Raw genomic sequence first — 25,514 nt, forward strand, 5'->3', positions numbered from 1 at the left:
GGTGGAGGGGGCCGAGTGACGGAGTGACCGCACCACCTTCCCGTTGAGCGGGAACCGGCACCTGCGCCGGGCGGCCTCTCCCTGACAGGCTCCGATCCGCTGCGGATCCACCGCCCGCGCCCCGCCGGGGGACGCGGCAGCAGGGAGGACGTGACCGATCATGAGGGGCGCGCAGACCATCGCCCGGCTCGCGGACTGGGCCGCGGAGCGCTACGGGGACGAGGAGGCCCTCGTCTTCGGCGAGGAGCGCTGGACGTTCGTGGAGCTCCGCGACCGGGTCGACCGGGCGGCCCGCGCGGTGATCGCCCAGGGGGTGCGCCCCGGTGACGCGGTCGCCGTGTGGGCGCCCAACAGCGCGCGCTGGGTCGTGGCGGCGCTCGGCGCGGTGGCGGCCGGTGGGGTGCTGGTGCCGGTGAACACCCGGTACAAGGCGGCCGAGGCCGCCGACATCCTGCGCCGCTCCCGTGCCCGGCTGCTCTTCACCGAGCACGACTTCCTGGGGACGGACTACCGGGCGCTGCTGCGGGACTCGGGCGAGGAAGTCCCGTTCCTGGAACGGACGGTGACCCTGCACTCCGCGGACTGGTCCCGCTTCCTGTCGGGTGCGGACCGGGTGGACGGCCGGGAGCGGCTGGCCCGTACCGCCGCCGTGGACCCGGGCGACACGGCCGACGTCCTCTTCACCTCCGGCACCACCGGCCGGCCCAAGGGCGTGCCCACCACCCACGGCCAGAACCTGCGGGTGTACGAGGCCTGGGCCCGTACGGTCACGCTCCGGCGCGGCGACCGCCACCTCCTCGTCAACCCGTTCTTCCACACCTTCGGCTACAAGGCGGGCGTGCTCGCCTGCCTGCTGCACGGGGCCACGATCCTCCCCGAGCCGGTCTTCGACGCCGCGACCGTACTGGGCCGGATCCGCGACGAGCGCGTCTCCGTCCTGACCGGCGCCCCCACCCTCTTCACCTCGCTGATCCACCATCCCGAGCGGACGGCGTACGACCTGAGCTCGATGCGGATGGCGGTGACGGGCGCGGCGAACATCCCCACCGCGCTCATCGAGCAGATCAGGACGGCCCTCGGCGCGCGGAGCGTCAGCACCGCCTACGGGCTGACCGAGGCGACCGGCGTGGTCGCGATCTGCCCGCCGCACGAGTCCCCCGCGACGCTGGCCGGCACCTCCGGGACGGCGCTGGAGGGTACGGAGCTGCGGGTCGACGCGCCGCCCGGGCAGCCGGGCGAGATCCTCACCCGCGGCCACCACGTGATGCGCGGCTATCTCGACGACCCCGGGGCCACCGCCGAGGCGGTCGACGCGGACGGCTGGCTGCACACGGGGGACGTGGGCGTCCTCGACGAACGCGGCTTCCTGCGGATCACCGACCGGCTGAAGGACATGTTCGTGGTGGGCGGCTTCAACGTGTACCCGGCGGAGGTGGAGCAGGTGCTGCGCGGCCACCCCGCCGTCCTGGACGTGGCCGTCGTGGGCGTGCCCGACGCGCGGCTCGGGGAGGTCGGCGTCGCGTACTGCCGGCCAGCGGGCGGGGCTCCGATCGACGCGGCGGAGCTGACCGCGTACACGCGTGAGCGGCTGGCCAACTTCAAGGTCCCGCGGGCCTTCCGCTCCGTACCGGCGCTGCCGCACAACGCGGCGGGCAAGGTCGACAAGCACGCGCTGCGGCGCTCGGCGGGGCACATCACCACCGGATGAGGAGAGCACGAAAGTGAACGATGGAACCACCGGGTCCACCGAGTACGTCGATGTCGTCGTCGTCGGTGCGGGCGTCACCGGGCTGTACGCCGTGCACAAGCTGCGCGGTCTCGGGTACCGGGTGCGCGGCTTCGAGCACGGGGACGACGTGGGCGGCGTCTGGTACTGGAACCGCTACCCGGGCGCCCGCTGCGACGTGGAGTCCGTGGACTACTCGTACTCCTTCGACGAGGAGCTCCAGCAGGAGTGGGACTGGAGCGAGAAGTACGCCGCCCAGCCGGAGATCATCCGCTATCTGGGGCATGTCGCCGACCGCTTCGACCTGCGCCGCAGCTACGCGTTCGGCACCTCGGTGACCTCCGCCGAGCTGGACGAGGACGCACTGCGCTGGACGGTGCGCACGGACGGCGGCGAGGTGGTGTCGGCGCGGTACTGCGTGTTCGCCGTCGGCTGCCTGTCCAGTACGCACGTGCCGGACATCCCGGGAGCCGGGGAGTTCGCCGGGGTCACCTGCCACACCGGGGCCTGGCCGCACGAGGGCGTGGACTTCGACGGGCTGCGGGTGGGCGTGATCGGCACCGGGTCCTCCGGCATCCAGGCCGTCCCCCTGATCGCCGAGCGGGCGGCGCACCTCACCGTCTTCCAGCGCAGCGCCAACTTCAGCATCCCGGCGGGCAACGCGCCCCTGGACGAGGAGACGCGCCGCGGGCAGAAGGCCGGCTACGCCGAGCGGCGGCGGCTGTCCCGGCTCAGCGGCGGCGGCTCGCCGCACACGGCGCACCCGTCGGCGACGTTCGCCGTCCCGCCCGAGGAGCGACGGGCCGCGTACGAGGAGCGGTGGGCGCTCGGTGGGGTCCTGTACTCCAAGACCTTCCCGGACCAGCTCACCGACCGGGCGGCGAACGACGAGGCGCGCGCGTTCTGGGAGGGGAAGGTCCGCGCGCTCGTCGAGGACCCGGCCGTCGCCGATCTGCTGGTGCCGACGGACCATCCGATCGGCACCAAGCGGATCGTCACCGACTCGCACTACTACGAGACGTTCAACCGCGCGGACGTGCGTCTCGTGAGCCTGCGGGAGAACCCGATCGCAAGGATCGACGCCACCGGGGTCGTCCTGGCCGACGGCACCCGGGTCGAGTTGGACGCGCTCGTGTTCGCGACCGGCTTCGACGCGATGACCGGGGCGATCGACCGGGTGGACGTGCGGGGGCGGGGCGGCCGGAGTCTGAAGGAGGTGTGGGGCGAGGGTCCCCGCACCTATCTGGGCCTGGGCGTCGACGGGTTCCCGAACCTGTTCCAGCTGACCGGCGCGGGCAGCCCGTCCGTCCTGGCCAACGTGGTGCTCTGCGCCGAGCAGCACGTCGACTGGCTCGCCGACTGCCTGGGCCATCTGGACGAGCACGGCCACCGCGCGATCGAGGCCGGCGAGGAGGCCGTCGAGGAGTGGGTCGCGCAGTGCCGCGACCGGGCGGCGGCCACGTTGTACCCGGCGGCGGACTCCTGGTACCTGGGGGCCAACATCCCGGGCAAGCCGCGGGTCTTCATGCCGTTCATCGGTGGTTTCGGGGTGTACGGGGAGATCCTCGCGGACGTCGCCGCCTCGGGCTACAAGGGGTTCACGCTGATCGGCGGCTGACGCCCGCCCCGTACGAGAACGCCCGTGCGCCCCGCCCCCATCGGATCCGGTGGGGGCGGGGCGCACGGGCGTGGGCGCGCCGGTCAGTGGGCGGTGAGGGCTTCGCGCAGGGCGGCGAAGGCGGTCTCGCGGGCTTCGGCGGCGGCGGGCAGCGCGCCCGCCATGGAGAGGAAGCCGTGGAACATCCCCGCGTGGTGGTGGGCCGTCACGGGGACGCCCGCGGCGGTGAGGGCGTCCGCGTAGGCCAGGCCGTCGTCCCGCAGGGGGTCGAAGCCTGCGGTGACGAGCTGGGCGGGCGGGAGTCCGGACAGGTCGGCGCCGGCCAGCGGGGCCGCGTAGGGGCTGGTGCGGGTCGCGGGGTCGGGCAGGTAGCCGTCCCAGTACCAGCGCAGATGGTCGGCGGTGAGGAAGAGGCCCTGGGCGTTCTCCCGGTGCGAGGGGCGGGAGCGGGTGGGGTCGAGCATCGGGTAGTAGAGCGCCTGGCAGGCGATCTCGGGGCCGCCCCGGTCGCGGGCCAGCAGGGTGAGGACGGTGGCGAGGTTGGCGCCCGCGCTGTCCCCGGCGACGCCGATCCGCCGGCCCGGGTGGCTCGCCGCCGTCCAGGTCAGGGCGGTGTACGCGTCCTCGGGGGCGGCGGGGAAGGGGTGCTCGGGGGCGCGCCGGTAGTCGACGGAGACGACGACGGCCCCGGTCGCGCGGGCGAGGGAGCGGCAGAAGTCGTCGTGGCTGTCGAGGTCGCACAGGACGAAGCCGCCCCCGTGGCAGAACACGATCACGGGGGCGCTCTCGTGGACGTCCGGGTCGTAGACGCGTACGGGAACCCCGTCGGCGTCCCGGTCCGTGACGTGCGCGACGGGGAGCGGTGGCACCTCGGGCCGGGGGCGGGCGGCGAAGAAGGCGCGTACCTCGGCGATGTCGGTCATCTCCGTCGCGAGCGGCGGGAAGGCGGCGGTGGCCAGGTCGATGACGGCCTGGACCGCGGGGTCGGGACGGTTCACGCGCCGCCTCCTTTCGGGGGGAGGGCCGGCATGCGGCCGGCCGACGCACCGCCGTCGACGGCGAGTTCGGCGCCGGACAGGTAGGAGGAGTCGTCGGAGGCGAGGAAGGCGACGAGGCGGGCGACCTCCTCGGGCTCCCCGACGCGTCCCAGCGGGGTGCCGGGGTGCTCCTTGGTGCCGAGGTGGGCGGTCATGGCGGTGGCGATGGCGCCCGGGTGGACGGAGTTGACCCGGATGCCGTCGGCGCCGAGCTCCAGTGCGGCCGTCCTGGTCAGCCCGCGCAGTCCCCACTTCGCGGCGCCGTACGCCCCGTGCCCCCAGATGCCCTGGAGGCCGGCCTGCGAGGAGATGTTGACGATGGATCCGCCGCCGCCGTCCCGCATCGCGGCGGCGACGGCGCGGACGCCGAGGAACGGGCCGATCAGGTTGACCCGGAGGATCGCTTCGAGGCGGTCCGGGTCCTCCTCGGTGATGAGCGAGGTGGAGTAGATCGCGGCGTTGTTGACGAGGACGTCGAGCCGGCCGAAGGCGTCCAGGGTCGCGGCCACGGCGGCGGCCCAGGAGTCCGCGTCGGTCACGTCGTGACGTACGAAACGGGCGGCGGCGCCGAGGGCGGCGGCCGTCGCCCGCCCCTGCGGTTCCAGGACGTCGGTGAGGACGACCTTCGCGCCGAGGGCGGTGAACAGCCGGGCCTCGGCCTCGCCCATGCCGCGTGCCGCGCCGGTGACCAGCGCGACCTTTCCTGTCAGGTCGACGGGCATCAGGAGTTCTCCTCGTTCGGTCGGCGGGCCGGGCCGGTCGCCCGTGCTGCCCGCGGGTCCGGCGTACGGCGGGTCACCGGGCTCCGGCGGGGCGCGTACGGGCGATGTGGCCGGCCGCGAGCCAGCTGAAGGTCATGGCCGGGCCGATCGTCGCACCGGGGCCCGGGTACGTCTCCCCCATGACGGCGGACGCGACGTTGCCGGAGGCATAGAGGCCCTCGATGGGCGTGCCGTCCTCGCGCAGCACGCGGGCGGTGGCGTCGGTGACCAGTCCGCCCTTGGTGCCGATGTCGCCCGGGCGGACGGGGATCGCGTGGAACGGGCCCTTCTCCAGCGGCGCGAGGTTGGGGTTGGGGAGCGTCGGGTCGCCGTAGTAGCGGTCGTAGACGCTGTCGCCGCGGTGGAAGTCCTCGTCGCGGCCGGCGCGGGCGAAGCCGTTGAACCGGTCCACGGTGGCGCGCAGCCGCCCCGGGGCGACGCCGATGAGCCCGGCGAGCTCCTCGACGGTCGGGGCCTTCTTGACGAAGCCGCTCTCCAGCCACGCCTTGGGGAACGGCCGTCCCGGGAAGAGGCCCATGAAGAGGTAGCGGGACTTGGCGGTGGCGTCCAGGATCAGCCAGGACGGCACGGTGGTCGCGCCCGGCCGGTCGTGGGCGTACATGGCGTCGACGAACTCGTGGTACGGGGCCGCCTCGTTGGCGTAGCGCTCCCCCGCCGCGTCGACGATCACCATGCCGGGGATGCCGCGGTCGGCGACGAGGAAGAACGGCTTCCCGTCGGGAGGCACCACGGAGGGGGCGCCCCAGACCCGGTCCATCAGGTCGGTCGCGGCACCGAGGGCCTCGGCCGGCTCCAGGGCGTCGCCGGTCTGCCCGTCGGAGGCGGAGCTCCACTCGGTGGAGGTGGGCGCCGGCAGGTGCTTCTCGCGGAGCCGCTGGTCGTGCGAGAAGCCTCCGGAGGCGAGGACGACGCCGCCGGTCGCCCGGACGGCGAGCGGGCGGCCGCCCCTGGTGATCCGAACGCCGGTGACCCGGCCGTCCTCCGTGACGAGTCCGGTCAACGGGGCGGAGAGCCACAGGTCGGCGCCGAGGGTGTCCAGGGAGTGCCGCATGCGGGCGATGAGCGCCTCGCCGAGGGAGAGCGGCTCGCGGCCGGTGAGGCGGGCCCCGACCGCCTGGGCGCCGACCTTGAGGGCGGTGCGGCGGCCGGCCCAGGTGCGTCCGACCATGTTCAGCTGCCGGAAGTCCTTGGAGGTGATGGTGAGGCCGTAGGTGGGCAGCCCGGCGCGGCGCATGGTGGCGCGCTGTTCGGGGCCCAGCTTCCTGAAGTCGAAGACCTGCGGTTCGACGGAGCGGCCCTGCGGGTAGCCGCCGAGCCGCTCCGGGTAGTAGTCGGAGTAGCCGGGCGTGTAGACGAACCGGACGGCCGTGCGGTCGTGGAACTCCCGCACCATCCGGGGTCCGTGGGTGAGGTAGGCGTCCTTGCGCTCGGCGGGGACCCGGTCGCCGACCGTGGCGTCGAGGTAGGCGCGGGCCTTCTCGGGGGTGTCGCCGAGCCCGGCGGCGTCCAGGTGGAAGTTGCCCGGGACCCAGATCGCGCCGCCGGACAGGGCGGTCGAGCCGCCGTAGACCTCGGTCTTCTCCACCACCAGGGCGGTCAGTCCGCGCAGCCGGGCGGTGATGGCCGCGGCCAGGCCGGCGGCGCCGGAGCCGACGACCACCACGTCGTAGGTGCGGTCCCACTGGTCGTTCATCGCGTCCTCCTGGTCGTGTGGGGTGGGTCGGCGGCCGGGGCGGGCCGTCCCCCGCCCCGGCCGCCGGGTCAGCGCGCGGTGATCCGCGCGTCGGTGAGGACCGGCGCGTCCGCGCGCTCGGCCGCGGTGGCCGTCAGGCGGTATCCGTCGGGGGTGTCCCAGACGCGCAGCCGCAGGGTCTCGCCGGGGAAGAAGACTCCGGCGAAACGGGTGCGGCAGGCGGCGACCGCGCTCGCGTCGGCGTCGAGCAGGCGGTCGGTGACGGCCTTGAGCGCCATCCCGAAGGAGCAGAGCCCGTGCAGGATGGGGCGGTCGTGGCCCGCGCGCCGGGCGGCGGCGGGGTCCGCGTGCAGCGGGTTCCGGTCGCCGGTGAGCCGGTAGAGCAGGGCCTGCTGACGGAGCGTCGGGATCTCGGCCACCAGATCGGGCGCCCGGTCGGGGGCGGGCAGGCGCTCGGAGGGGCCGCGGTCGCCGCCGAAGCCGCCCTCCCCGTGCACGAAGATCTGGTTGCGCTGGGTGATCAGCGGCTCGCCGTCCGGGCCGAGGAGGGTGGATTCCTGGACGAGGACAGCGGCCTTGCCCTTGTCGTGGACGGCCACCGCCCGGGTGACGGCGGTCGCCCGGGCGGCGGCGGGCAGCGGGCGGTGCACCGTGACCTCCTGGCCGCCGTGCAGGACCTGCGCCAGGTCGATGTCGACGCCCGGCAGGTCGAAGACCTGGAAGCCGACGCCGCCGGTGCCGCCAGCGACGAGGCCGAAGGTGGGCAGGACCTGGAGGCCCCGCTCGTGTCCTTCGTAGGTGTACCGCAGTTCGCGCGGGTCGTTCTCGGGCACGCCCGCGCCGAGCGCCAGGTGGTAGAGCCGTACGTCGTGCTCGTCCCACCTGACCTCGGTGCGCACCGGCGGTGCGGCGAGCGCCTTCTCCACGTCGAGGGGCATCAGAACGCGCCCACGGCGTAGCGGCTGCGGAAGAACAGCAGCGGCCGGGCGTCCTCGCCGACGTCGAGCGCCACCACGTGCGCGGTGACCAGATGGTGGTCCCCCGCCTCGTACACGGCCTGGAGCTCGCACTCCACGTGGGCCAGTGCTCCGTCGACGCGCACGGTGCCGTGCTCGCCGGCGGTCCACGGGATCCCGGCGAACTTGTCGGGGCCGCTACGGCCGAGCGCCGCGCAGGTGGCCTGCTGGTCCTCGGCGAGGATGTTGACGCAGAAGCGGCCGGTCCGCTCGATCCTGGGCCAGCTGGTGGAGTTCCGGCCGACGGCCAGCATGACCAGCGGCGGGTCGAGGGAGAGCGAGGCGAAGGACTGGCAGGCGAAGCCGACGGGCTCCATGGTGTCGGCGTCCAGCGTCGCCACCACCGTGATGCCGCTGGCGAAACGGCCGAGGACGTCCCGGAACTCGGAGGGTGCGATCAGCCGTTCCACTGGTGGCCCCAGAAGCTGTCGGCGGTGATCTCCTTCGCGACCCAGGTGGCCGGGTCGACGAGGAGGCCGTCCCAGCCGTACTCGACCTGGAAGCCGCCGGGCGCCTGGGCGTAGAAGGACACCATGCGGTCGTTGGTGTGGCGGCCGAGGCTGGACGCGATGGGGATGCCCGCGGCGTGCGTACGGTCGAGACAGCGGCCCACGTCGTCGAGGGTCTCCAGCTCGACCATGAAGTGCACGATGCCGGGGGGCAGCGCGCCCGGGTAGAGGCCGAGGCTGTGGTGGCGGCGGTTCGGGCTGAGGAAGTGCATCCAGTGGAAGTCCCGCTGCTCGACGGCGGTCGGGACGGCCTGCGGGGGCAGCTTCATCGAGTCGCGCAGCTGGAAGCCGAGCAGGTTCTCGTAGAAGTCGAGCGCCGCCTCGATGTCCGGCACGGGGAGCACGACGTGGCCGAGGCCCAGGTCTCCGGTGACGAAGCGATTGCCGTACGGGGTACCGAGCGCGGTGTGGTCCTCCGCCTGGCCCCAGTAGATCTCCAGGGGGTTGCCGCCGGGGTCCGTCACGTGGATCAGGCCCTGGACGCGGCGCTCGGCCAGTTCGGCGGGGTCGGCCGCCTTGACGGCGATCCCGGCCGCCTCCAGTTCCTCGGCGGCGCGGGCGAGCGCGGCGGCGTTCGCCACCTCCCAGCCGGCCGCGAGGAGCCGGTCGTGCTCGCCCGCCTGGATGACGATGCGGTAGGCGCGGTCGTCCAGGCGGAGGCAGAGGGTGTCCTCGGTGGTGCCGGATGCCTCGACCATGCCGAGGACGTCGAGGGCGTAGCGGCGCCACTCGTCCAGGGTGGCGGTCTCCAGGCGCAGGTAGCCGAGAGCACGGATGTCCATGGTGCGCACCTGTTCTGTGGAAGGTTCGGTGGGGTGGGGCGGGTCTGATGGGGTGGGGCGCCGGGTGGTTCAGCGGGGGGCGGCGCCGGGGGCAGCAGGATGCTCAGTGGGAGAAGAAGTCGACGGCGAGGCGGTTGAACTCGTCGGCCCGCTCGGTCTGGGCCCAGTGGCCGCAGTGCGGGAAGACGTGCAGGCGGGCGTCGGGGATGGTCTTGAGGGCGACCAGCGCGCCGTCGAGGGGGTTGACGCGGTCCTCGCGGCCCCAGGTGAGGAGCACCGGGTGGGTGATCCGGTGGGCCTCGCGCCAGAGCATGACGTCCTCGGCCCAGGCGGGGTCGGCGAACGAGGCCGCCATGCGGGCGCTGCCGAGCCGGGTGTCGGGGTCGGTGGCCGAGGCCCAGCGTTCCTCGACGAGTTCGTCGGTGACGATCGACTGGTCGTAGGCCATGACGCCCAGGAAGGCGCGGAGCCGTTCCCTGGTCGGCTCGGGCGTGGTGTTGAACTCGAAGAGCCGCTTGATGCCCTCGGTCGGGTCGGGGGCGAAGAGGTTGACGGAGACGCCGCCGGGGCCCATGAGGAGCAGCTTGCCGACCTTGTCCGGGTGGTTCAGGGCCATGCGCACGGCGGTGCCGCCGCCGAGCGAGTTGCCGATGAAGTGCGCCCGATCGATGCCCAGTTCGTCCATCAGGGCGGCGACGGCGTGCGCGCTGAAGCTGAAGTAGTCCCGGTCGGGTGCCGGCTTGTCCGAGCGGCCGAAGCAGGGCTGGTCGACCAGGAGCGTGCGGAAGTGCGCCGCGAAGACGGGGAGGTTGCGGCCGAAGTTGCTCCAGGCGGAGGCGCCGGGACCGCCGCCGTGCAGCATGATCACGACCGGGGTGTCGGCGTGCCCGCCTGCGGGGGCGGCCTCGTGGTAGTGGAGGGTGAGCCCGGCCGCCTTGGCGGTGCGGGAGGTCGACTCGTACGTGAGCTCTGTCATCGTCGGCGCCTCTCAGGCCATGGTGTCGTGGATGTCGAGGCCGAGCGCGGACTGCCCGTACATGACGAGGGCGCGCTCGGGGTCGTTGGCGGCGTGACCGCGGCCGGTGTGGGCGTCGCGCCAGGCGCGCTGGAGGAGGCCGGGTCCGGTGCGCATCGCGCTGCCGCCGGAGTTCTCCATCAGCAGGTCGACCGCCGCGACGGCGCGTTCGGTGGCGAGCACCTGGTCGCGGCGGGTGCGCGTGCGCAGCTCCATGGGGATCGCCTCGCCGCGCGTGGCGAGCGCGTACATCTCGCCCATGTTGCGGGTCAGTTGCAGCCAGCTCGCGTCGATGTCACTGGCGGCGCGGGCGATGCGGACCTGCGCGAAGGGGTCCTCGGCGACCTTCTGCCCGTACGAGACGCGGATCCGCTGCCGGGTGGCCTCGGCGTACGACTCGTAGGCGCCCTCGGCGATACCCACGATGGGGGTGCTGATGGTGGTGGTGAACACGCCCGCGTACGGCAGCCGGTACAGCGGCTCGGGGTTGATCTCGTGGCCGGGCACCTCCAGGGCGGTGACCGGGCCGAAGCTCAGGGCGCGGTGCTCGGGGACGAAGGCGTCCTCGACGACGACGTCGTTGCTGCCGGTGCCGCGCAGGCCGACGGTGTCCCACACGTCGTCCACGCGGTAGGCGGTCCGGGGGATCAGGAAGGCCCGCATGTCGACCGGGTTGCCCTCGCCGTCGGTGACGAGGCAGCCGAGGAGGGCCCACTGGGCGTGGTCGCAGCCGGAGGAGAAGTGCCACCGGCCGGAGAGCCGGAAACCGCCGCCGTCGACGGCGGTGGCCTTGCCGGTGGGGGCGTACGAGGAGGCGATCCGGGTCTTGGGGTCCTGCCCCCACACCTCCTGCTGGGCGCGGGGGTCGAACAGGGCGACGTGCCAGGGGTGGACGCCGACCACGGAGGCGACCCAGCCGGTGGAACCGCACGCCTTGGCGATCTCCTTGACCGCCGTGTAGAAGAGCACCGGGTCGGCCGCTCGGCCGCCGAAGGCCCGCGGCTGGAGCAGCTGGAAGAAGCCGGTGTCCTCCAGCTCCTTGACGGAGAGGTCGGGCACCCGGCGCAGCGCCTCGGCCTCGGCCGCGCGCTCGCGCAGGGCGGGGGCCAGGTCACGGATGGCTGCCAGGACGTCATCGGCCATGGGGCATCCCCTTTCGGGTCGTGGTGGGGGAATGCCAGGACCGTACGGGGTGCCGTCCGGCGGCGAAATGCGCTGCTCCCACTGAGCGGGAAGGGTCAGCGGGGGGCGGGGCGGGGCGGAGGGGGCAGGGCGGCGGGGCTGGTCCGCCGGAGTCGGCAGAGCGCGGCGCGGTCAGCAGTGCCCGAGGTGGGCGGCACGACTCGACACGGGCGGCAGAACCCGGCGTCCGGAGCGGTGGCCCTGCCCGCCCGCCAGGGGTCTGCCGGTCGCCGCCGGGGCGGCGGTCGCCGGGTCAGAGCATGGGGTCGTGGACGTCCATGCCGAGGGCGTCCTGGGCGTACAGGACCAGCGCCCGGTCCACGTCGTTGGCCGCCTGGCGGCGGCCGGTGTGCAGGTCGCGCCAGGCCCGCTGAAGGACGTCGTCGCCGACGTTCAGCGGTCCGCGGCCGGCGTTCTCCATGAGCAGGTCGACGGCGGTCAGCGCGCGTTCGGTGGCGAGCACCTGGTCGCGGCGGGTGCGGGCGCGCAGCTGCTTCGGGATCTCCGTGCCGCTCCGGGCGAGCGCGTACAGCTCCGCGATGTTGCGGGCGAGCGGGAGCCGGGCGGCGTCGATCTCGCCGGCCGCCCGGGCGAGGCGCACCTGGGCGAAGGGGTCCTCGGCGACCCGCCCGCCGGGCGCGGCCCGCAGGCGCGCGCGGGCGGCGGCGACCTGGTCCTCCTGGGCGCCCTCGGCGATGCCGACCATCGCGGTGGAGACGGCGGTGGTGAAGACGGCCGCGTACGGCAGCCGGTACAGCGGGTCGGGGTGGACCTCGTGCCCGGGGCAGCGCAGCGCGGTCACCGGGCCGTAGCCGAGCGTCCGGTGGGCGGGGACGAAGGCGTCCTCGACGACGAGGTCGTTGCTGCCGCTGCCGCGCAGGCCGACCGTGTCCCACACGTCGTCGACGCGGTAGTCGGCGGACGGTACGAGGAAGGTGAGCATGTCCACCGGCCGGTCCTCGCCGTCGGTGACGAGGCCGCCGAGCAGTGCCCATCGGGCGTGGTCGCAGCCGGCCGAGAATTGCCACCGGCCGGAGAGCCGGTAACCGCCGTCGACGGGCGTGACCTTGCCGGTGGGGGCGTGGGAGGAGCAGATCCGGGCGGAGCCGTCCGCGCCCCAGACCTCCTCCTGCGCCCTGGGGTCGAACTGGGCCACGTACCAGGGGTGGACGCCGAGGAACGCCGCCGCCCAGCCGATCGATCCGCAGGCCTTGGCGATCTCGTGCACGGCGGCGTAGAAGACGGCGGGGTCGGCGGCGAGTCCGCCGTACGTCCTGGGCCGCAGCAGCCGGAAGAAGCCGGCGCCCTCCAGTTCCTCGACGGAGCCGCCGGGCACCCGGCGCAGCGCCTCCGCCTCGGGCGCGCGCTCGCGCAGGGCGGGGGCGAGGGCGCGGACCGCCGCGAGCACCTCGTCGTCGCGCATGGGCGCCCCTCTCGGGTTCCGGTCCGGTTCCGCCGTGACGAGAGGCAACCTACGCGTTACTGTTCCGAGACGGAACTCCCCCTTCCCAGTGCCTGTCATCCTCTGGCAATCTCCACGCAATACCGGAGATTACGGACTCGGCGAGGGCCCTTCGGCTGTGCCGTCCGTGTGGGAGGTGCCGATGACGACGAGTGCGGTCGAGCCTGTCGAGGCCGGGATGCCGCCGCTGTCCCTGCTGGAGAAGGCGGCGAAGGTGCTGAGCGCCTTCGAGAGCGCGGGGCCCCGGCTCACCCTGACCGAGGTCGTGCAGCGCTCGGGCATCCGCCGGTCCTCCGCGCACCGCATCCTCGACCAGCTGGTGCAGTTGCGCTGGCTGGAGCGCGAGGGCCGCGACTACCGGCTGGGCATGGGCATGCTGGAGCTCGGGGCGATGGCCTCGCACCACAACCGGCTCCGCCGGGCCGCCCTGCCGCATCTGCACGCGCTGCACGAGTCCACCGGGCATCTGGTGCACCTCACGGTGCTCGACGGCTCCGAGGTGGTCTATCTGGAGCGGATCGGCGGGTCGGACGACTCCGTCGTGCCCTCGCGCACGGGCGGCCGGCAGCCGGCGTACTGCACGGCCTCCGGCAAGGCGATCCTCGCCTTCGGCGACGGCGCGCCGGTGGACCGGGTGATACGCGACGGACTGCGGCCGCGCACCCCGCGCACCCTCACCCGCCCCGAGTCCTTCCGCCGCGAGCTGGCGATCACGCGGGAGCGCGGCGTGGCCTTCGACCACGAGGAGGGGTACCGGGGCGTCTTCTGCGTGGCCGCTCCGCTGCGCGGCGCCGGCCGGGCCATCGCCGCGATCTCGGTGAGCGGTCACGGTGTGCACCGGGAGATGGAACGGCTCGCCCCGGCCGTGCGCGGCTGCGCGCGGGCGGTGTGGCAGGCCATGTTCGGGCCGGGGCGGGCGTCGGAGCGGCGCGCCCGGCCGGCCGGTTCGGAGGCCGCGGCGGGGCTCTCGCAGCCGTCGATGGACAACATGATGACCTGGCTGCGGTTCAGCGACTGGATGTGACGCGGCCGTCCCCGGCGGACCGGTACGGGTCCGCCGGGGACGGCCGGGGGGTGCCCGGCTCTCGCCGTCAGGAGTAGGTGATCTCGACCCGGTCGGTGAGCGGGAGCGCCTGGCAGGCCAGGACGTACCCGTCGGCGAGGTCCCGCTCGTCCAGGACGTCGTTGCGGACCATCGTGACCTCTCCCTTCACGACCCGGCAGGTGCAGGCGCTGCAGGCGCCCTCGCGGCAGGAGTACGGGGCGTCCACGCCCGCGGCCAGGAGCGCGCCGAGCAGCGTGGCCTTCGCGGGCCAGGCGACCGTGTGGGTCGCGCCGTCGAGTTCGACCTCGGCCGTGCCGCCGCCCTCGGCCGCGGTGCCCGGCGGCACCGCCGGAGCGTCGAAGACGTCCGCGCCGAGGGAGAAGAAGCGTTCCCGGTGGATCCGGGCTCCGGGTACGCCGAGCGTGCGCAGGGCCTGCTCGACGGCGTCCATGAGCGGCTGCGGGCCGCACACGAACGCCTCCGCCTCACGGCCGGCGTACGGCGCGAGCGCGGCGGCGAGCCGGTCCACGGCGGGCAGGCCCTGGAGCGACTCCAGCCAGTGGAGCACGAGCAGCCGGTGCGGATGGGCCTGGGCCAGCGCCCGCAGTTCGTCGCGGAAGACGACCGATGCCTCGTCGCGGTTGGCGTACAGCAGCACCACCCGGCCCCGGCCGGCGGCCAGGGCGGATTTGGCGATCGACAGGACCGGGGTGATGCCGCTCCCCCCGGCGACGAGCAGCAGGTCGCCGTCGAGGGAGTCCGGCGTGAAGGTGCCGGCCGGGGGCAGCGCCTCCAGCTCGTCGCCGGCCGCCAGCCGGTCGCAGACCCAGTTCGACCCGTACCCGCCGGCGACGCGTTTGACGGTGATCTTCAGGGGCTCGCCGGTGTGCGGCGAGCTGGCGAGGGAGTAGCAGCGGGCGGCCGGGCGCCCGTCCGCGCCGGGCAGTTTCAGGGTGAGGAACTGCCCGGGGCGGTACGTGAATCGCTCCGCGCTCTCGGGTGCCGGCCGGAGCACCAGGGAGCGCGCGTCCGCCGTCTCGACGATGACCTCGACGACGCGCAGCCGGTGGGTACGGGTCCCGGTCGTGGGCTCAGGCATGGGGGGCCTCCGGGGAGCCGGGGCCCGGGAAACCCGGATCATGGGTGCCCGACCCCGGGGAGCCGGGATCGAGGCGGCCGGAAACCGCAAGGCCCGCATCGAGGCTGCCGATCGTCAAGGTGCCGTCCTCGGCCGCGCGGTCGATGCTCGCCCGCAGGGCCGCGCAGGTGCGCATCCGGGCGGTGGTCACGCCGGGGCGTACCCGGTCGCGGAACTCCGCGCAGGCGACGGCGGCGTCGGCCGTCCACTGGACGGAGGTGTGGGCGACGCTGAACTTCTCGCACAGGACCTGGTTGCCGCAGGCCGCGCACTCCACCGCTCGCATGTCAGGCTCCGGTTCCCGTCTCCGCCGCGCGGCGCGCGAGGTTCTCCTCGACCTCGGCGCGCCAGGCCGTGTTGGCGCGCCTGGTGTCGATCTCGAACTCGAAGCGGCGGGTCATCTCGTCCTTGACGTCGGCGACGTCGACGTAGAACTGCTCGTACCAGCGGCGCAGTTGGTAGACGGGACCGTCCTCCTCGGTGAGGAGGGGGTTGTCGATCCGGGTCTTGTTCCGCCAGATCTCCACGTCCTGCTCGAAACCGACGGTGGCGCCCTCGGCGGTGAGCCGTGCGGCGTCGGCGGCCTGTTCGTCCGTCATGCCGGGCAGCCGCTTCACGATCGCCCCGTACTGGAGTAGGAAGCTGTTCGCGTCGATCGGGTAGTGGCAGTTGATCAGGACGATCTCCATCTCCGCGCCGCCGCCGACGTCGCTGTAGAGGTGGTCGATCATGTAGGAGGGGCCGTGGTAGGAGGCGTCGGAGCGCAGCCGGCCGGAGCTGAGGGTGCCCAGTTCCATGTCCGCGCGGGGGCTGCTCTCCATGTACTGGGTGGCGACGTGGCCGTCGAAGATGTTCTTGAAGTACTCGGGGAAGGCGTAGTGCACGTAGTAGAAGTGCGCCATGTCGACCACGTTGTCGACGATCTCGCGGCAGTTGGCGCCCTCGACCCGGAGGGTCTTCCAGGTCCAGTCGCTCCACTGGTCGGCGTCCGGGCCGTGGACGCCCGCGATCTCGGGGACGGTCACCTCGGGGGGCGGCGGGTTGCCCTCCGGGTCGTTCCAGACGAAGAGCTGTCCGTTGCGCTCCAGGGCGAGCCAGGCGCGGGTCCGGGCGCGTGGCGGGACCCGGCGGGCGTACGGGATGCCGGCGCAGCGGCCGTCGCCCGACCAGCGCCAGTCGTGGAAGGGGCAGGCGACGGCGTCGCCCTTGAGGGTGCCCTGGGCGAGGTTGCCGCCCATGTGCGGGCAGTAGGCGTTCAGGACGTGGAGCTGTCCGTCGTCCTGGCCCTGGAAGACCACCAGCTTGGTGCCGAACGCCTCGATCTCGTGGGGCTTCCCGTCCTTGAAGCCCTCGGCGAGGCCGAGGCAGTGCCAGCCCCGGGCGAAGCGGGCCGGCGGCCTGCCCGTGTCGATGACCCGGACCTCGTCGTTGAGAGCAGTCATCTCGTCCCTCCTGGTTTCTGTGGTGTCACTTCCGGCTGTCACTTCTGTGCGGCGAGTTCCACGGCGATGTCGATGAGCTGGTCCTCCTGGCCGCCGACCAGGCGGCGTTCGCCGGCGCGCAGGAGGATCTCGGCGCTAGAGACGCCGTACCGCTCGGCCTGCCGGTAGGCGTGCTTGAGGAAGCTGGAGTAGACGCCGGCGTGGCCCATCAGGAGGGCGAGCCGGTCGAGCCGGCACTCCTCGTCCATGACGGGCCGGACCACGTCCTCGGCGGCGTCGATGATCTTCAGCACGTCGATGCCGGTACGGATCCGCATCTTGGCGCAGACCGCGACCAGGGCCTCGACGGCGGTGTTGCCCGCGCCTGCGCCGAGCCGGCGGGTGGAGCCGTCGATCTGCAGGGCTCCGGCCTTGATCGCGGCGATGGAGTTGCCGGTGCCGAGGGCCAGGTTCTCGTGCCCGTGGAAGCCGACCTGGGCGTCGTCGCCGAGCTCCGCCACCAGGGCCTCGACCCGGGCGGTGACGTCGTCCATGACCATCGCGCCGGCCGAGTCGACCACGTACACGCACTGGCAGCCCGCGTCGGCCATGATCCTGCCCTGCCGCGCCAGGTTCTCGGGGCTCGTGGAGTGGGCCATCATCAGGAAGCCGACGGTCTCCAGGCCCATGTCCCGGGCGAGCCGGAAGTGCTGCTCGGCGATGTCGGCCTCGGTGCAGTGGGTGGCGATGCGGCAGATGCTGGCGCCGTTCCCCTGGGCGGCCCGGATGTCGTCCTTGACGCCCAGTCCGGGGAGCATGAGGAAGGCGATCCTCGCCCGGCGCGCGGTGTCCACCGCGACCTTGATGAGTTCCTGTTCGGGGGTCTTGGAGAAGCCGTAGTTGAACGAGGATCCGCCGAGCCCGTCGCCGTGGGTCACCTCGACGACCGGGACGCCGGCCTCGTCGAGGGCGGCGACGACCGACCGTACGTCCTCGGCGGTGAACTGGTGCCGCTTGGCGTGCGAGCCGTCGCGCAGCGAGGAGTCGGTGATGCGGATGTCGAGGGTGTCCGAGTAGGGCATGCGATGCGCTCCTTACGCGCCCGGGGCGAGGAGCGCCCGGGCGAACTCCTCGCCGACCTTGGTGGCGGCGGCGGTCATGATGTCGAGGTTTCCGGCGTAGGGCGGCAGGTAGTCGCCCGCGCCCTCCACCTCCAGGAAGATCGCGACGCGGGCCGTCCCGCCGTTCTCCTGGCTCGGGTCGTCGAACTGCGGCTCGGCGCGCAGCCGGTAGCCGGGGACGTAGGCGGCGACCTGGTCCGCGATCTCCTTGACGGAGAGCGCGATGGCGGAGCGGTCGGCGTCCTCGGGGATGGCGCAGAAGACGGTGTCGCGCATGATGACGGGCGGGTCGGCCGGGTTGAGGATGATGATGGCCTTGCCGCGCCCGGCGCCGCCGATGGTCTCGATGCCGCGGGCGGTGGTGCGGGTGAACTCGTCGATGTTCGCGCGGGTGCCGGGGCCGGCCGAGACGGAGGCCACCGAGGCGACGATCTCCGCGTACGCCACGGGGACGACGCGGGAGACCGCGTACACCATGGGGATGGTGGCCTGTCCGCCGCAGGTGATCATGTTGACGTTGGGCTGGTCGAGGTGTGCGCGGAGGTTGGCGGGCGGGACGACGGCGGGGCCGACGGCGGCCGGTGTCAGGTCGACGGCCTTGATGCCGAGTTCCGCGTAGCGGGGGGCGTTGGCCCGGTGGACGGAGGCGCTGGTGGCCTCGAAGACGATGTCGGGGCGCTCGTCCTGGGCGAGCAGCCAGTCGACGCCTTCGGGGCTGGCCTCCAGGCCGGCCCGGGCGGCGCGGGCGAGGCCCTCGCTCCCGGGGTCGACGCCGATCATCCAGCGGGGTTCGACGTGTGCGGAGCGCAGGAGCTTGTACAGCAGGTCGGTGCCGATGTTGCCGGAGCCGACGATGGCGGCGGTCGCCTTGGTCTTGATGGTCATGATCACCTCAGATGAACGAGAGGGAGACGGAGCCGAGGCCGGTGAATTCGGCGGTGAAGGTCGCCCCGGCGGCCACGTCCACGGCCCGGGTGCACGAGCCGGGCAGTACGAGGTGCCCCTTCTTCAGGGGTACGCCGAAGCGGGCGACGGTACGGGCGAGCCAGGCGACGGAGCGGGCCGGGTCGCCGAGGACGGCGTCGCTGCGGCCCTCGGCGAGGAGCTCGCCGCCGCTCGTGAGGCGGGCGTCGATCGCCGTGAGGTCGAGCTCGCGGGGGTCGCGGCCCTCGCCGATGACGTATCCGGCGGAGGAGGCGTTGTCCGCGATGGTGTCGGCGATCGTGATCCGCCAGTCCCGGATCCTGCTGTCGATCAACTCCAGGGCGGGTACGACGCGTTCGGTGGCGGCGAGGACGTCGGCCGGGGTGCAGGTGCCGCCCGGCAGGTCGTCGCCGAGGACGAAGCCGACCTCGACCTCGACGCGGGGGTGGCAGTAGCCGGCGGTGGGGACGGGGACCTCGGGGCGGAGCTCCATGTCCTGGAGCAGGTGGCCGTAATCCGGCTCGTCGACGCCCATCATCCGCTGCATGACCGGCGACGACAGACCGACCTTGTGCCCGCGCACCTCCGCCCCGGCCGCGAGGCGGTGCCGGATGTTGACGAGCTGGATCTCGTACGCGTCCTCCGCGTCGATGCCGGGGAAGGCGTCGGTCAGCGGCGCGATCGGGCTGACACCGTGTTCGGCGGAGCGCAGCAGCTCGGCCGCCGCGTGTCTCTGGCGGTCCGTGAGCATGACGGGTCCTCCTGGGGGCGGTTGGGGGCTGTGCGGCGAGGCCGAGGCTAGGGCGGGGGTGTGGGGGGCGGGGAGCGCCGGTTCCCGGTGAGCGGGAAAGGGGGCGCGGGCCTGGCGGCTGGCGGCGCGGCGTTGGGGCCCGGGCGGCCGCGGGGCCGCTCTGCCATGAGCCTCCGTCGCGGGGGCCGGGGCTCGCCTCGTGGCCCGCTTCGGGAGCCGCCACCTGTGGCATGTGGACCCGCTACGGAGGCCCACCCCTGGAGCCGCCTCGCTGCCCAGGGCCGCTGCGGAAGCCCGCGGCGCTCGCAGCCGGTGCCGCCGGGCTCCCCAGGCTCGCCGCGGGGCTCCCCCCAGGAGCCTCCGCCGCGGGATCGTCGCCAGTGGCCGGTGCCTGAATCCGGGCCCGCACCCGCCAGACAGCACGCGTGGCCTCGCCAGCGCCCGTACGGGGACCTCCGCCCGCCCCGGCGTGGGGCCCGTGCCCGCTCGCGTGGGTCACCCATGCCTCTCCGAGCCCGCCCTCCCGCGTGGGCACCACCACGCCGGTGTTGGCCCGCGCCCGTGCGCACTCCCACCCCTGTGGCGCCGCTGCGCCATGCGGACCCGCCCCCCGTGTGGGCAATCGTCCCGCAGGGCGGGACGGGTGGGCACACGGGACGGCGCCCATTGCGGCGCCTCCGCTCCCAGTGCCTCGGCCCGCACCACCAGCGAGCCGCACCAGGGGGCGGGGCTACAGGCGCGGAAGCCTAGGCCCGGCAAGGGGCGCCGTCCCGTTGTGCCCACCCGTTCCGCCCCAGCGGAACGAATGCCCACAACGGGGTGGGCGGCGGACCCGGATCGCCCCCCGTCGGCGGAACGCAGGGCCACAACGGGGCGGGCGCCACGCGGGGTGGGCACCGCCCCCGGCGGGGCGGGGTCACCACGGCGGCGCGGGGGGCGCCAGGGCCGGGGCCGGCCCCAGTCGCCCCGGTCCGGACGCGGGCGCCGTCAGTGGCTGCCGTATACCGGGTGCGGGGGTTGGGATTCCGCGAGGAGTTTGAGGGTGGTTTCGCCGGCTTCTGTCGGGGTCCAGCGGGCGGCCTTGTCGGCTGTCGGGCCGGGGCGCCAGCCCTCCATGACGGTGATGCGGCCCGCCTCGGCCTCGAAGACGCGGCCGGTGACCCCGGTCGAGGCGGTGGAGCCCAGCCAGACGACGAGGGGGGAGACGTTCTCCGGGGCCATGGCGTCGAAGGCCGTGCCTCCGGGCGCGGCCATCGTCTCGGCGAAGGTCTGCTCGGTCATCCGGGTCCGGGCGGCCGGGGCGATCGCGTTGACCTGGACGCCGTAGCGGGCCATCTCGGCCGACGCGACGAGGGTGAGGCCGACGATCCCCGCCTTGGCGGCGGCGTAGTTGCCCTGCCCGACGCTGCCGAGGAGCCCGGCTCCGGAGCTGGTGTTGACCACCCGCGCCTCGGGCGTACGCCCGGCCTTGGCCTCGGCCCGCCAGTACGCGGCGGCGTGCTTGAGCGGCAGGAAGTGGCCCTTGAGGTGGACGCGCATGACGGCGTCCCAGTCGTCCTCGTCGAGGTTGACCAGCATGCGGTCGCGCAGGAATCCGGCGTTGTTGACGAGGGTGTCGAGGCGGCCGAACGCGTCCAGCGCGGTGGCGACGAGCGAGGCGGCGCCGTCGGCGGTGGCGATGTCGCCGCCGTGGGCGACCGCCTCGCCGCCCGAGGCCGTGATCTCGTCGACGACCTGCTGGGCGGGCCCGGCACCGCCTCCGGTGCCGTCCAGGCCGACGCCGAGGTCGTTGACGACGACCCGGGCGCCCTCGGCGGCGAAGGCGAGCGCGTGCGCGCGGCCGAGACCGCGGCCGGCGCCGGTGACGATCACGACGCGTCCGTTGCAGAGTCCTGTCATGGCGGGTGCCTTTCGGTGAGGGGCGAGGGAGGGGTCAGTGGTTGGCTGTCGCCGCGTCGAGGAAGGCGGGACGTTCGCCGCCTCCGTGTACGAGCAGCTCGGCGCCGCTGATGTACGCGGCCCGGTCGGAGGCGAGGAACACGCAGGCGTCGCCGAGGTCGGCGGGCTCGGCGAGCCGGCCGAGCGGCACGGTGCGGCCGACGGCGGCGATGCCGTCCTCGTCGCCGTAGTGCAGGTGGGACAGTTCGGTGCGCACCATGCCGGGGACGAGGGTGTTGACCCGTACCAGCGGGGCCCATTCCACCGCCATGGACCGGGCGAGGTTGCCCAGGCCCGCCTTGGCGGCTCCGTAGGCCGCGCTGCCGGGTGAGGGCCGGGTGCCGCTGACGCTGCCGATCATGATGATGGCTCCGCCCCCGCGCTGATGCCGCATCACCTCGTACGCGGCGAGGGAGGCGGTCAGGGGTGCGACGAGGTTCAGTTCGACGACCCGGGCGTGCTGTTCGGCGGCACCGTCGCCGAGCAGGCGGAACGGGGTTCCTCCGGCGTTGTTGACCAGGACGTCCAGCCGTCCGTGGTCGTCGCGCACCCGGCGGAAGAAGTCCGTGACGGCGGGCGGGTCGCGCAGGTCGACGGGGAGGAAGCGGGCGGTGCGCCCGGCGGCCTCCACGGGCTTGTCGGGGGGCCGTCGCGCGCAGGTCACGACCTCCGCCCCGGCTTCGAGCAGGGCTGCGGCGATCCCGGCGCCGACGCCCCGGGTGCCGCCGGTGACGACGGCGACGGATCCCGACAGGTCGATGGTGACGGACAAGGTGCACCTCCCGCAGCGCGCGAACCGCTGCTATCTTCCACCTAACAAACGTTTGGTGGAAAGGTAGCTGATCTGCTCATGGGTGTCTCCACCTCCGCCCCGGACAAGGGCATCGCCGTCGTCACCGTCGATTTCCCACCGGTCAACGCCCTTCCCGTACAGGGCTGGTACGACCTGGCCACCGCAGTGCGCGCCGCCGGGGCCGATCCCGAGGTGCGCTGCGTCGTGCTCACTGCGGCGGGGCGCGGCTTCAACGCGGGCGTCGACATCAAGGAGATCCAGCGCACGGCCGGGCACGACGCCCTCCTGGGCGCCAACCGCGGCTGCTACGCGGCCTTCGCCGCCGTCTACGACTGCGAGGTGCCCGTGGTCGCCGCTGTGCACGGCTTCTGTCTCGGCGGCGGCATCGGCCTGGTCGGCAACGCCGACGTGATCGTCGCCTCCGAGGACGCGACCTTCGGCCTGCCTGAGCTGGACCGGGGCGCCCTCGGCGCGGCCACGCACCTGGCCCGGCTCGTCCCGCAGCAGCTGATGCGGGCCCTGTACTACACCTCGCGCACGGTCACCGCCGAGGAGCTGCACCGGCACGGCTCGGTCTGGCGGGTCGTCCCGCGCGAAGGGCTCCTGGACGCCGCGCTCGAACTCGCGCGGGAGATCGCCGCCAAGGACGGACAGCTGATCCGGCTCGCCAAGGCCGCGATCAACGGCATCGACCCGGTGGACGTCCACCGTAGCTACCGCTTCGAGCAGGGTTTCACCTTCGAGGCCAATCTCAGCGGGGTCGCGGACCGGGTCCGCGACTCGTTCGGCAACGACAAGGGCACGGCCGTCGACACGGAACAGGAGCGTCAGTCGTGAGCAGGGACAAGACGACGACCGCCGACGAGGTGGTGAGCCGGCTCCGGAGCGGGATGACGATCGGCATCGGCGGCTGGGGTTCCCGGCGCAAGCCGATGGCGCTGGTCCGGGCGCTACTGAGGTCCGAGCTCACCGACCTGACCGTGGTCGCGTACGGCGGACCCGACGTCGGGCTGCTGGCCGCCGCCGGGAAGATCCGCAAACTGGTCGCGGCCTTCGCCACGCTCGACTCGATCCCCCTGGAGCCACACTTCGGCGCGGCCCGGCAGCGCGGCGACTTCGAGATGGTGGAGCTGGACGAGGCCATGGTCATGTGGGGGCTGACCGCCGCCGTGCACCGGCTGCCCTTCATGCCCATCCGGGCCGGGCTCGCCTCGGACGTGATGACCGTCAACCCCGGGCTGCGGACGGTCACGTCCCCGTACGGCGACCGCGAGGAGCTCGTCGCCGTCCCGGCCCTGCGCCTGGACGCCGCGCTGGTCCACGTCAACCGTGCCGACGCGCACGGCAACGGCCAGTACCTGGGCCCCGACCCGTACTTCGACGACCTGTTCTGCGAGGCCGCCGACGCCGCGTACGTCTCCTGCGAGCGGATCGTGGAGACCTCGGAGCTGCTCAAGGACGCGGGTCCCCAGTCGCTGCTGGTCAAGCGCGCGTACGTCGACGGTGTCGTCGAGACCCCGAACGGCGCCCACTTCACCTCCTGCGCCCCCGACTACGCCCGCGACGAGGCCTTCCAGCGCGCCTACGTCAAGGCGGCCCGGGACCCGGAGGCCTGGCGGGACTTCACCGCCCGGTTCCTGTCCGGCGACGAGGACGCCTACCAGGCCGCCGTCGCGGCGTTCCACGAGGAGGAAGCATGAGCGGCACCGGAACCGGCACCCCCGCCACGGTCGTCACGGCGGCGGTGACGCGGGCGGAGTACTGCGTCCTCGCCTGCGCCGAGGCATGGCGGGACGCGGGCGAGGTCCTGGCCAGCCCGATGGGCACGGTCCCGATGATCGGCGCCCGCCTGGCCCGGCTCACCTTCGCCCCCGACCTGCTGCTGACCGACGGCGAGGCGCTGCTCATGGGCGACGTCCCCGCCCTCGGCGGCGCGCCCCGGGTCGTGGAGGGCTGGCTCCCGTACCGCCAGCACCTGGCCATGGTCACCACCGGGCGCCGGCACGTCATGATGGGCGCGAGCCAGATCGACCGGCACGGCAACCAGAACATCAGCTGCATCGGCGACTGGGCGCGGCCGAAGCGGCAGCTCCTCGGCGTGCGCGGCGCTCCGGTCAACTCCCTCAACAACCCGACCAGTTACTGGGTGCCCAAGCACTCGACACGGGTCTTCGTCGAGCGGGTCGACCTGGTCTGCGGCGTCGGCTACGACCGGGCCGCCGCGGCCGGTCCCACCGCGACCCGCTACCACCGCGTCGCGGACGTCATCAGCGACCTGGGCGCCTTCGACTTCGAGACGCCGGACCGCACCATGCGGCTGCGCTCGCTGCACCCCGGCGTCACCGTCGAGGAGGTCCAGGCGGCCACCGGTTTCGCGCTGGTCGTCCCCGACGAGGTGCCGTACACCCGCGAGCCCACCGCCGAGGAACTGCGCCTGATCCGTGAGGAGATCGACCCGAAGGGGCTGCGCGACCGTGAGGTCCCGGCATGAGCGACCTCACGATCACGACCCCCCTCACCGCACTCGTCGGGGTGCGGCACCCGGTCGTACAGACCGGCATGGGATGGGTGGCGGGACCCCGGCTGGTGTCGGCGACCGCCGAGGCCGGCGCGCTCGGCGTCCTGGCCTCGGCGACGATGAGCGTCGACCGGCTCCGCTCGGCGGTGCGGGAGGTCAAGTCCCGTACGGACGCGCCCTTCGGCGTGAATCTGCGGGCCGACGCCGGGGACGCGGCCGAGCGGGTGCGCCTGATCATCGACGAGGGCGTACGGGTCGCCTCGTTCGCGCTCGCCCCGTCCCGTGAGCTGATCGCACGGCTCAAGGACGCGGGGGTCGTCGTCATCCCCTCCATCGGGGCCAGACGGCACGCCGAGAAGGTCGCGGCCTGGGGCGCCGACGCGGTGATCGTGCAGGGCGGGGAGGGCGGCGGCCACACCGGCAGCGTCGCCACCTCCGTCCTGCTCCCGCAGGTCGTGGACGCCGTGGACATCCCGGTCGTCGCGGCCGGCGGCTTCCACGACGGGCGCGGCCTGGTCGCGGCGCTGGCCTACGGCGCGGCCGGGATCGCCATGGGCACGCGCTTCCTGCTCACCTCGGACAGCACGGTCCCCGACGCGGTGAAGGCCCGGTACCTGGCCGCGGCGGTCACGGACGTCACCGTCACCACGAAGGTGGACGGCATGCCGCACCGGATGCTGCGCACGGAGCTCGTCGACGCGCTGGAACGCTCGGGCCGGGCGGCCTCGCTGCTGCGGGCCGTCCGGCACGCCGCGGCCTTCCGGCGCGAGACCGGCATGAGCTGGCCCCAGATGGTCCGCGACGGCCTGACGATGAAGCACGGCAAGGACCTGGCGTGGAGCCAGATCCTGCTGGCCGCCAACACGCCGATGCTGTTGAAGGCGTCCATGGTCGACGGGCGTACCGACCTGGGGGTGATGGCCTCCGGGCAGGTCGCGGGACTGATCGACGACCTGCCGTCCTGCGCCGAACTCCTCGACCGCCTCATGGCCGAGGCACAGGCCGCGCTCCGGGCCCTGCCCGCCCCGGCCTGACGGGCCCGG

At 73.7% G+C, this 25,514-nt stretch carries 24 protein-coding genes; 7 read left to right on the top strand and 17 right to left on the bottom strand.

Annotated features, from left to right (window positions below):
• The first annotated feature begins 160 nt into the window (after positions 1–160).
• The gene (locus tag AB0Q96_RS23610; protein WP_365328529.1) at positions 161–1,708 is read left to right on the top strand and encodes a FadD3 family acyl-CoA ligase; all 1,548 of its coding nucleotides are present in this window, start codon (positions 161–163) and stop codon (positions 1,706–1,708) included.
• A 13-nt stretch (positions 1,709–1,721) separates the two neighbouring features.
• The gene (locus AB0Q96_RS23615) at positions 1,722–3,344 is read left to right on the top strand and encodes an NAD(P)/FAD-dependent oxidoreductase (protein WP_365328531.1); all 1,623 of its coding nucleotides are present in this window, start codon (positions 1,722–1,724) and stop codon (positions 3,342–3,344) included.
• Between the two features lie 83 nt (positions 3,345–3,427).
• On the opposite strand, the gene AB0Q96_RS23620 is transcribed toward AB0Q96_RS23615, so the two are convergent.
• From AB0Q96_RS23620 to hsaA (AB0Q96_RS23660), 9 genes are all read right to left on the bottom strand, one after another.
• Positions 3,428–4,342 (bottom strand): alpha/beta hydrolase, encoded by a 915-nt coding sequence (locus AB0Q96_RS23620; protein WP_365328533.1) that lies wholly within the window; start codon positions 4,340–4,342, stop codon positions 3,428–3,430.
• Complete coding sequence (locus AB0Q96_RS23625) at positions 4,339–5,103, bottom strand: glucose 1-dehydrogenase (RefSeq protein WP_365328535.1); 765 nt, start codon at positions 5,101–5,103, stop codon at positions 4,339–4,341. The genes AB0Q96_RS23620 and AB0Q96_RS23625 overlap by 4 nt, the downstream gene beginning before the upstream one ends.
• Before the next feature lie 73 nt (positions 5,104–5,176).
• Entirely contained in the window at positions 5,177–6,856 is a 1,680-nt protein-coding gene (locus tag AB0Q96_RS23630) for an FAD-dependent oxidoreductase (protein ID WP_365328537.1), read from the bottom strand.
• Between the two features lie 68 nt (positions 6,857–6,924).
• Positions 6,925–7,794 carry a MaoC/PaaZ C-terminal domain-containing protein gene (locus tag AB0Q96_RS23635; protein WP_365328539.1) on the bottom strand — a complete coding sequence of 290 codons (870 nt, stop codon included), beginning with the start codon at positions 7,792–7,794 and terminating at the stop codon, positions 6,925–6,927.
• Entirely contained in the window at positions 7,794–8,282 is a 489-nt protein-coding gene (locus AB0Q96_RS23640; RefSeq protein ID WP_365328542.1) for a flavin reductase family protein, read from the bottom strand. Before AB0Q96_RS23640 ends, AB0Q96_RS23635 begins: the two co-directional genes overlap by 1 nt.
• Positions 8,270–9,163: a VOC family protein gene (locus AB0Q96_RS23645; protein ID WP_365328544.1), complete on the bottom strand. Its 894-nt coding sequence runs from the start codon at positions 9,161–9,163 to the stop codon at positions 8,270–8,272. Before AB0Q96_RS23645 ends, AB0Q96_RS23640 begins: the two co-directional genes overlap by 13 nt.
• Before the next feature lie 103 nt (positions 9,164–9,266).
• Positions 9,267–10,139 (bottom strand): 4,5:9,10-diseco-3-hydroxy-5,9,17-trioxoandrosta-1(10),2-diene-4-oate hydrolase, encoded by an 873-nt coding sequence (gene hsaD, locus AB0Q96_RS23650; RefSeq protein ID WP_365328546.1) that lies wholly within the window; start codon positions 10,137–10,139, stop codon positions 9,267–9,269.
• Positions 10,140–10,151: 12 nt separating this feature from the next.
• Complete coding sequence (gene hsaA, locus AB0Q96_RS23655) at positions 10,152–11,321, bottom strand: 3-hydroxy-9,10-secoandrosta-1,3,5(10)-triene-9,17-dione monooxygenase oxygenase subunit (protein WP_365328548.1); 1,170 nt, start codon at positions 11,319–11,321, stop codon at positions 10,152–10,154.
• A 292-nt stretch (positions 11,322–11,613) separates the two neighbouring features.
• Positions 11,614–12,783 carry a 3-hydroxy-9,10-secoandrosta-1,3,5(10)-triene-9,17-dione monooxygenase oxygenase subunit gene (gene hsaA, locus AB0Q96_RS23660; RefSeq protein WP_365328550.1) on the bottom strand — a complete coding sequence of 390 codons (1,170 nt, stop codon included), beginning with the start codon at positions 12,781–12,783 and terminating at the stop codon, positions 11,614–11,616.
• A 181-nt stretch (positions 12,784–12,964) separates the two neighbouring features.
• On the opposite strand from hsaA (AB0Q96_RS23660), the gene AB0Q96_RS23665 reads away from it, so the two are divergent.
• A complete protein-coding gene (locus AB0Q96_RS23665; RefSeq protein WP_365328552.1) occupies positions 12,965–13,846 on the top strand; it encodes an IclR family transcriptional regulator in 882 nt (293 codons plus the stop codon).
• 67 nt (positions 13,847–13,913) lie between these two features.
• Here the strand turns inward: AB0Q96_RS23665 and AB0Q96_RS23670 are convergent, their stop codons facing one another.
• The 8 genes from AB0Q96_RS23670 to AB0Q96_RS23705 all read right to left on the bottom strand — a co-directional run bounded on the left by AB0Q96_RS23670 (position 13,914) and on the right by AB0Q96_RS23705 (position 21,932).
• Positions 13,914–14,966: a ferredoxin--NADP reductase gene (locus AB0Q96_RS23670; RefSeq protein WP_365328554.1), complete on the bottom strand. Its 1,053-nt coding sequence runs from the start codon at positions 14,964–14,966 to the stop codon at positions 13,914–13,916.
• Positions 14,959–15,291 carry a hypothetical protein gene (locus AB0Q96_RS23675; RefSeq protein WP_365328556.1) on the bottom strand — a complete coding sequence of 111 codons (333 nt, stop codon included), beginning with the start codon at positions 15,289–15,291 and terminating at the stop codon, positions 14,959–14,961. The genes AB0Q96_RS23670 and AB0Q96_RS23675 overlap by 8 nt, the downstream gene beginning before the upstream one ends.
• Before the next feature lies 1 nt (position 15,292).
• Positions 15,293–16,447 carry a Rieske 2Fe-2S domain-containing protein gene (locus tag AB0Q96_RS23680; protein WP_365328558.1) on the bottom strand — a complete coding sequence of 385 codons (1,155 nt, stop codon included), beginning with the start codon at positions 16,445–16,447 and terminating at the stop codon, positions 15,293–15,295.
• A 38-nt stretch (positions 16,448–16,485) separates the two neighbouring features.
• The gene (dmpG, locus tag AB0Q96_RS23685) at positions 16,486–17,508 is read right to left on the bottom strand and encodes a 4-hydroxy-2-oxovalerate aldolase (protein WP_365328560.1); all 1,023 of its coding nucleotides are present in this window, start codon (positions 17,506–17,508) and stop codon (positions 16,486–16,488) included.
• Between the two features lie 12 nt (positions 17,509–17,520).
• A complete protein-coding gene (locus tag AB0Q96_RS23690) occupies positions 17,521–18,432 on the bottom strand; it encodes an acetaldehyde dehydrogenase (acetylating) (RefSeq protein ID WP_365328562.1) in 912 nt (303 codons plus the stop codon).
• Positions 18,433–18,439: 7 nt separating this feature from the next.
• Positions 18,440–19,222, bottom strand: coding sequence for a 2-keto-4-pentenoate hydratase (locus tag AB0Q96_RS23695; RefSeq protein ID WP_365328564.1), 783 nt, complete (start codon positions 19,220–19,222; stop codon positions 18,440–18,442).
• Positions 19,223–20,209: 987 nt separating this feature from the next.
• A complete protein-coding gene (locus tag AB0Q96_RS23700; protein ID WP_365328566.1) occupies positions 20,210–21,121 on the bottom strand; it encodes an SDR family oxidoreductase in 912 nt (303 codons plus the stop codon).
• Positions 21,122–21,155: 34 nt separating this feature from the next.
• Positions 21,156–21,932, bottom strand: coding sequence for an SDR family oxidoreductase (locus AB0Q96_RS23705; protein WP_365328568.1), 777 nt, complete (start codon positions 21,930–21,932; stop codon positions 21,156–21,158).
• Between the two features lie 78 nt (positions 21,933–22,010).
• Here AB0Q96_RS23705 and AB0Q96_RS23710 point away from each other — a divergent pair, with 78 nt between their 5' ends.
• From AB0Q96_RS23710 to AB0Q96_RS23725, 4 genes are read left to right on the top strand one after another with little or no spacing between them, the layout of a single operon-like run.
• The gene (locus AB0Q96_RS23710; RefSeq protein WP_365328570.1) at positions 22,011–22,790 is read left to right on the top strand and encodes an enoyl-CoA hydratase family protein; all 780 of its coding nucleotides are present in this window, start codon (positions 22,011–22,013) and stop codon (positions 22,788–22,790) included.
• The gene (locus tag AB0Q96_RS23715) at positions 22,787–23,653 is read left to right on the top strand and encodes a CoA-transferase (protein WP_365328572.1); all 867 of its coding nucleotides are present in this window, start codon (positions 22,787–22,789) and stop codon (positions 23,651–23,653) included. The genes AB0Q96_RS23710 and AB0Q96_RS23715 overlap by 4 nt, the downstream gene beginning before the upstream one ends.
• The gene (locus AB0Q96_RS23720; protein WP_365328574.1) at positions 23,650–24,444 is read left to right on the top strand and encodes a CoA-transferase; all 795 of its coding nucleotides are present in this window, start codon (positions 23,650–23,652) and stop codon (positions 24,442–24,444) included. Before AB0Q96_RS23715 ends, AB0Q96_RS23720 begins: the two co-directional genes overlap by 4 nt.
• Entirely contained in the window at positions 24,441–25,505 is a 1,065-nt protein-coding gene (locus AB0Q96_RS23725; RefSeq protein WP_365328576.1) for a nitronate monooxygenase, read from the top strand. Before AB0Q96_RS23720 ends, AB0Q96_RS23725 begins: the two co-directional genes overlap by 4 nt.
• Positions 25,506–25,514: the final 9 nt, after the last annotated feature.

Origin of the sequence: Streptomyces sp. NPDC093111 (assembly GCF_040683955.1) — a bacterium.
Classification (GTDB): Bacteria; Actinomycetota; Actinomycetes; order Streptomycetales; family Streptomycetaceae; genus Streptomyces.

Bases quoted from the DNA above. Each gene is read 5' to 3' on its own strand.
- AB0Q96_RS23610 (WP_365328529.1), top strand. From the start codon at position 161: ATGAGGGGCGCGCAGACCATCGCCCGGCTCGCGGACTGGGCCGCGGAG.
- AB0Q96_RS23625 (WP_365328535.1), bottom strand. From the start codon at position 5,103: ATGCCCGTCGACCTGACAGGAAAGGTCGCGCTGGTCACCGGCGCGGCA.
- AB0Q96_RS23630 (WP_365328537.1), bottom strand. From the start codon at position 6,856: ATGAACGACCAGTGGGACCGCACCTACGACGTGGTGGTCGTCGGCTCC.
- AB0Q96_RS23635 (WP_365328539.1), bottom strand. From the start codon at position 7,794: ATGCCCCTCGACGTGGAGAAGGCGCTCGCCGCACCGCCGGTGCGCACC.
- AB0Q96_RS23645 (WP_365328544.1), bottom strand. From the start codon at position 9,163: ATGGACATCCGTGCTCTCGGCTACCTGCGCCTGGAGACCGCCACCCTG.
- hsaD (WP_365328546.1), bottom strand. From the start codon at position 10,139: ATGACAGAGCTCACGTACGAGTCGACCTCCCGCACCGCCAAGGCGGCC.
- hsaA (WP_365328548.1), bottom strand. From the start codon at position 11,321: ATGGCCGATGACGTCCTGGCAGCCATCCGTGACCTGGCCCCCGCCCTG.
- hsaA (WP_365328550.1), bottom strand. From the start codon at position 12,783: ATGCGCGACGACGAGGTGCTCGCGGCGGTCCGCGCCCTCGCCCCCGCC.
- AB0Q96_RS23665 (WP_365328552.1), top strand. From the start codon at position 12,965: ATGACGACGAGTGCGGTCGAGCCTGTCGAGGCCGGGATGCCGCCGCTG.
- AB0Q96_RS23670 (WP_365328554.1), bottom strand. From the start codon at position 14,966: ATGCCTGAGCCCACGACCGGGACCCGTACCCACCGGCTGCGCGTCGTC.
- AB0Q96_RS23675 (WP_365328556.1), bottom strand. From the start codon at position 15,291: ATGCGAGCGGTGGAGTGCGCGGCCTGCGGCAACCAGGTCCTGTGCGAG.
- AB0Q96_RS23680 (WP_365328558.1), bottom strand. From the start codon at position 16,447: ATGACTGCTCTCAACGACGAGGTCCGGGTCATCGACACGGGCAGGCCG.
- dmpG (WP_365328560.1), bottom strand. From the start codon at position 17,508: ATGCCCTACTCGGACACCCTCGACATCCGCATCACCGACTCCTCGCTG.
- AB0Q96_RS23690 (WP_365328562.1), bottom strand. From the start codon at position 18,432: ATGACCATCAAGACCAAGGCGACCGCCGCCATCGTCGGCTCCGGCAAC.
- AB0Q96_RS23695 (WP_365328564.1), bottom strand. From the start codon at position 19,222: ATGCTCACGGACCGCCAGAGACACGCGGCGGCCGAGCTGCTGCGCTCC.
- AB0Q96_RS23700 (WP_365328566.1), bottom strand. From the start codon at position 21,121: ATGACAGGACTCTGCAACGGACGCGTCGTGATCGTCACCGGCGCCGGC.
- AB0Q96_RS23710 (WP_365328570.1), top strand. From the start codon at position 22,011: ATGGGTGTCTCCACCTCCGCCCCGGACAAGGGCATCGCCGTCGTCACC.
- AB0Q96_RS23720 (WP_365328574.1), top strand. From the start codon at position 23,650: ATGAGCGGCACCGGAACCGGCACCCCCGCCACGGTCGTCACGGCGGCG.
- AB0Q96_RS23725 (WP_365328576.1), top strand. From the start codon at position 24,441: ATGAGCGACCTCACGATCACGACCCCCCTCACCGCACTCGTCGGGGTG.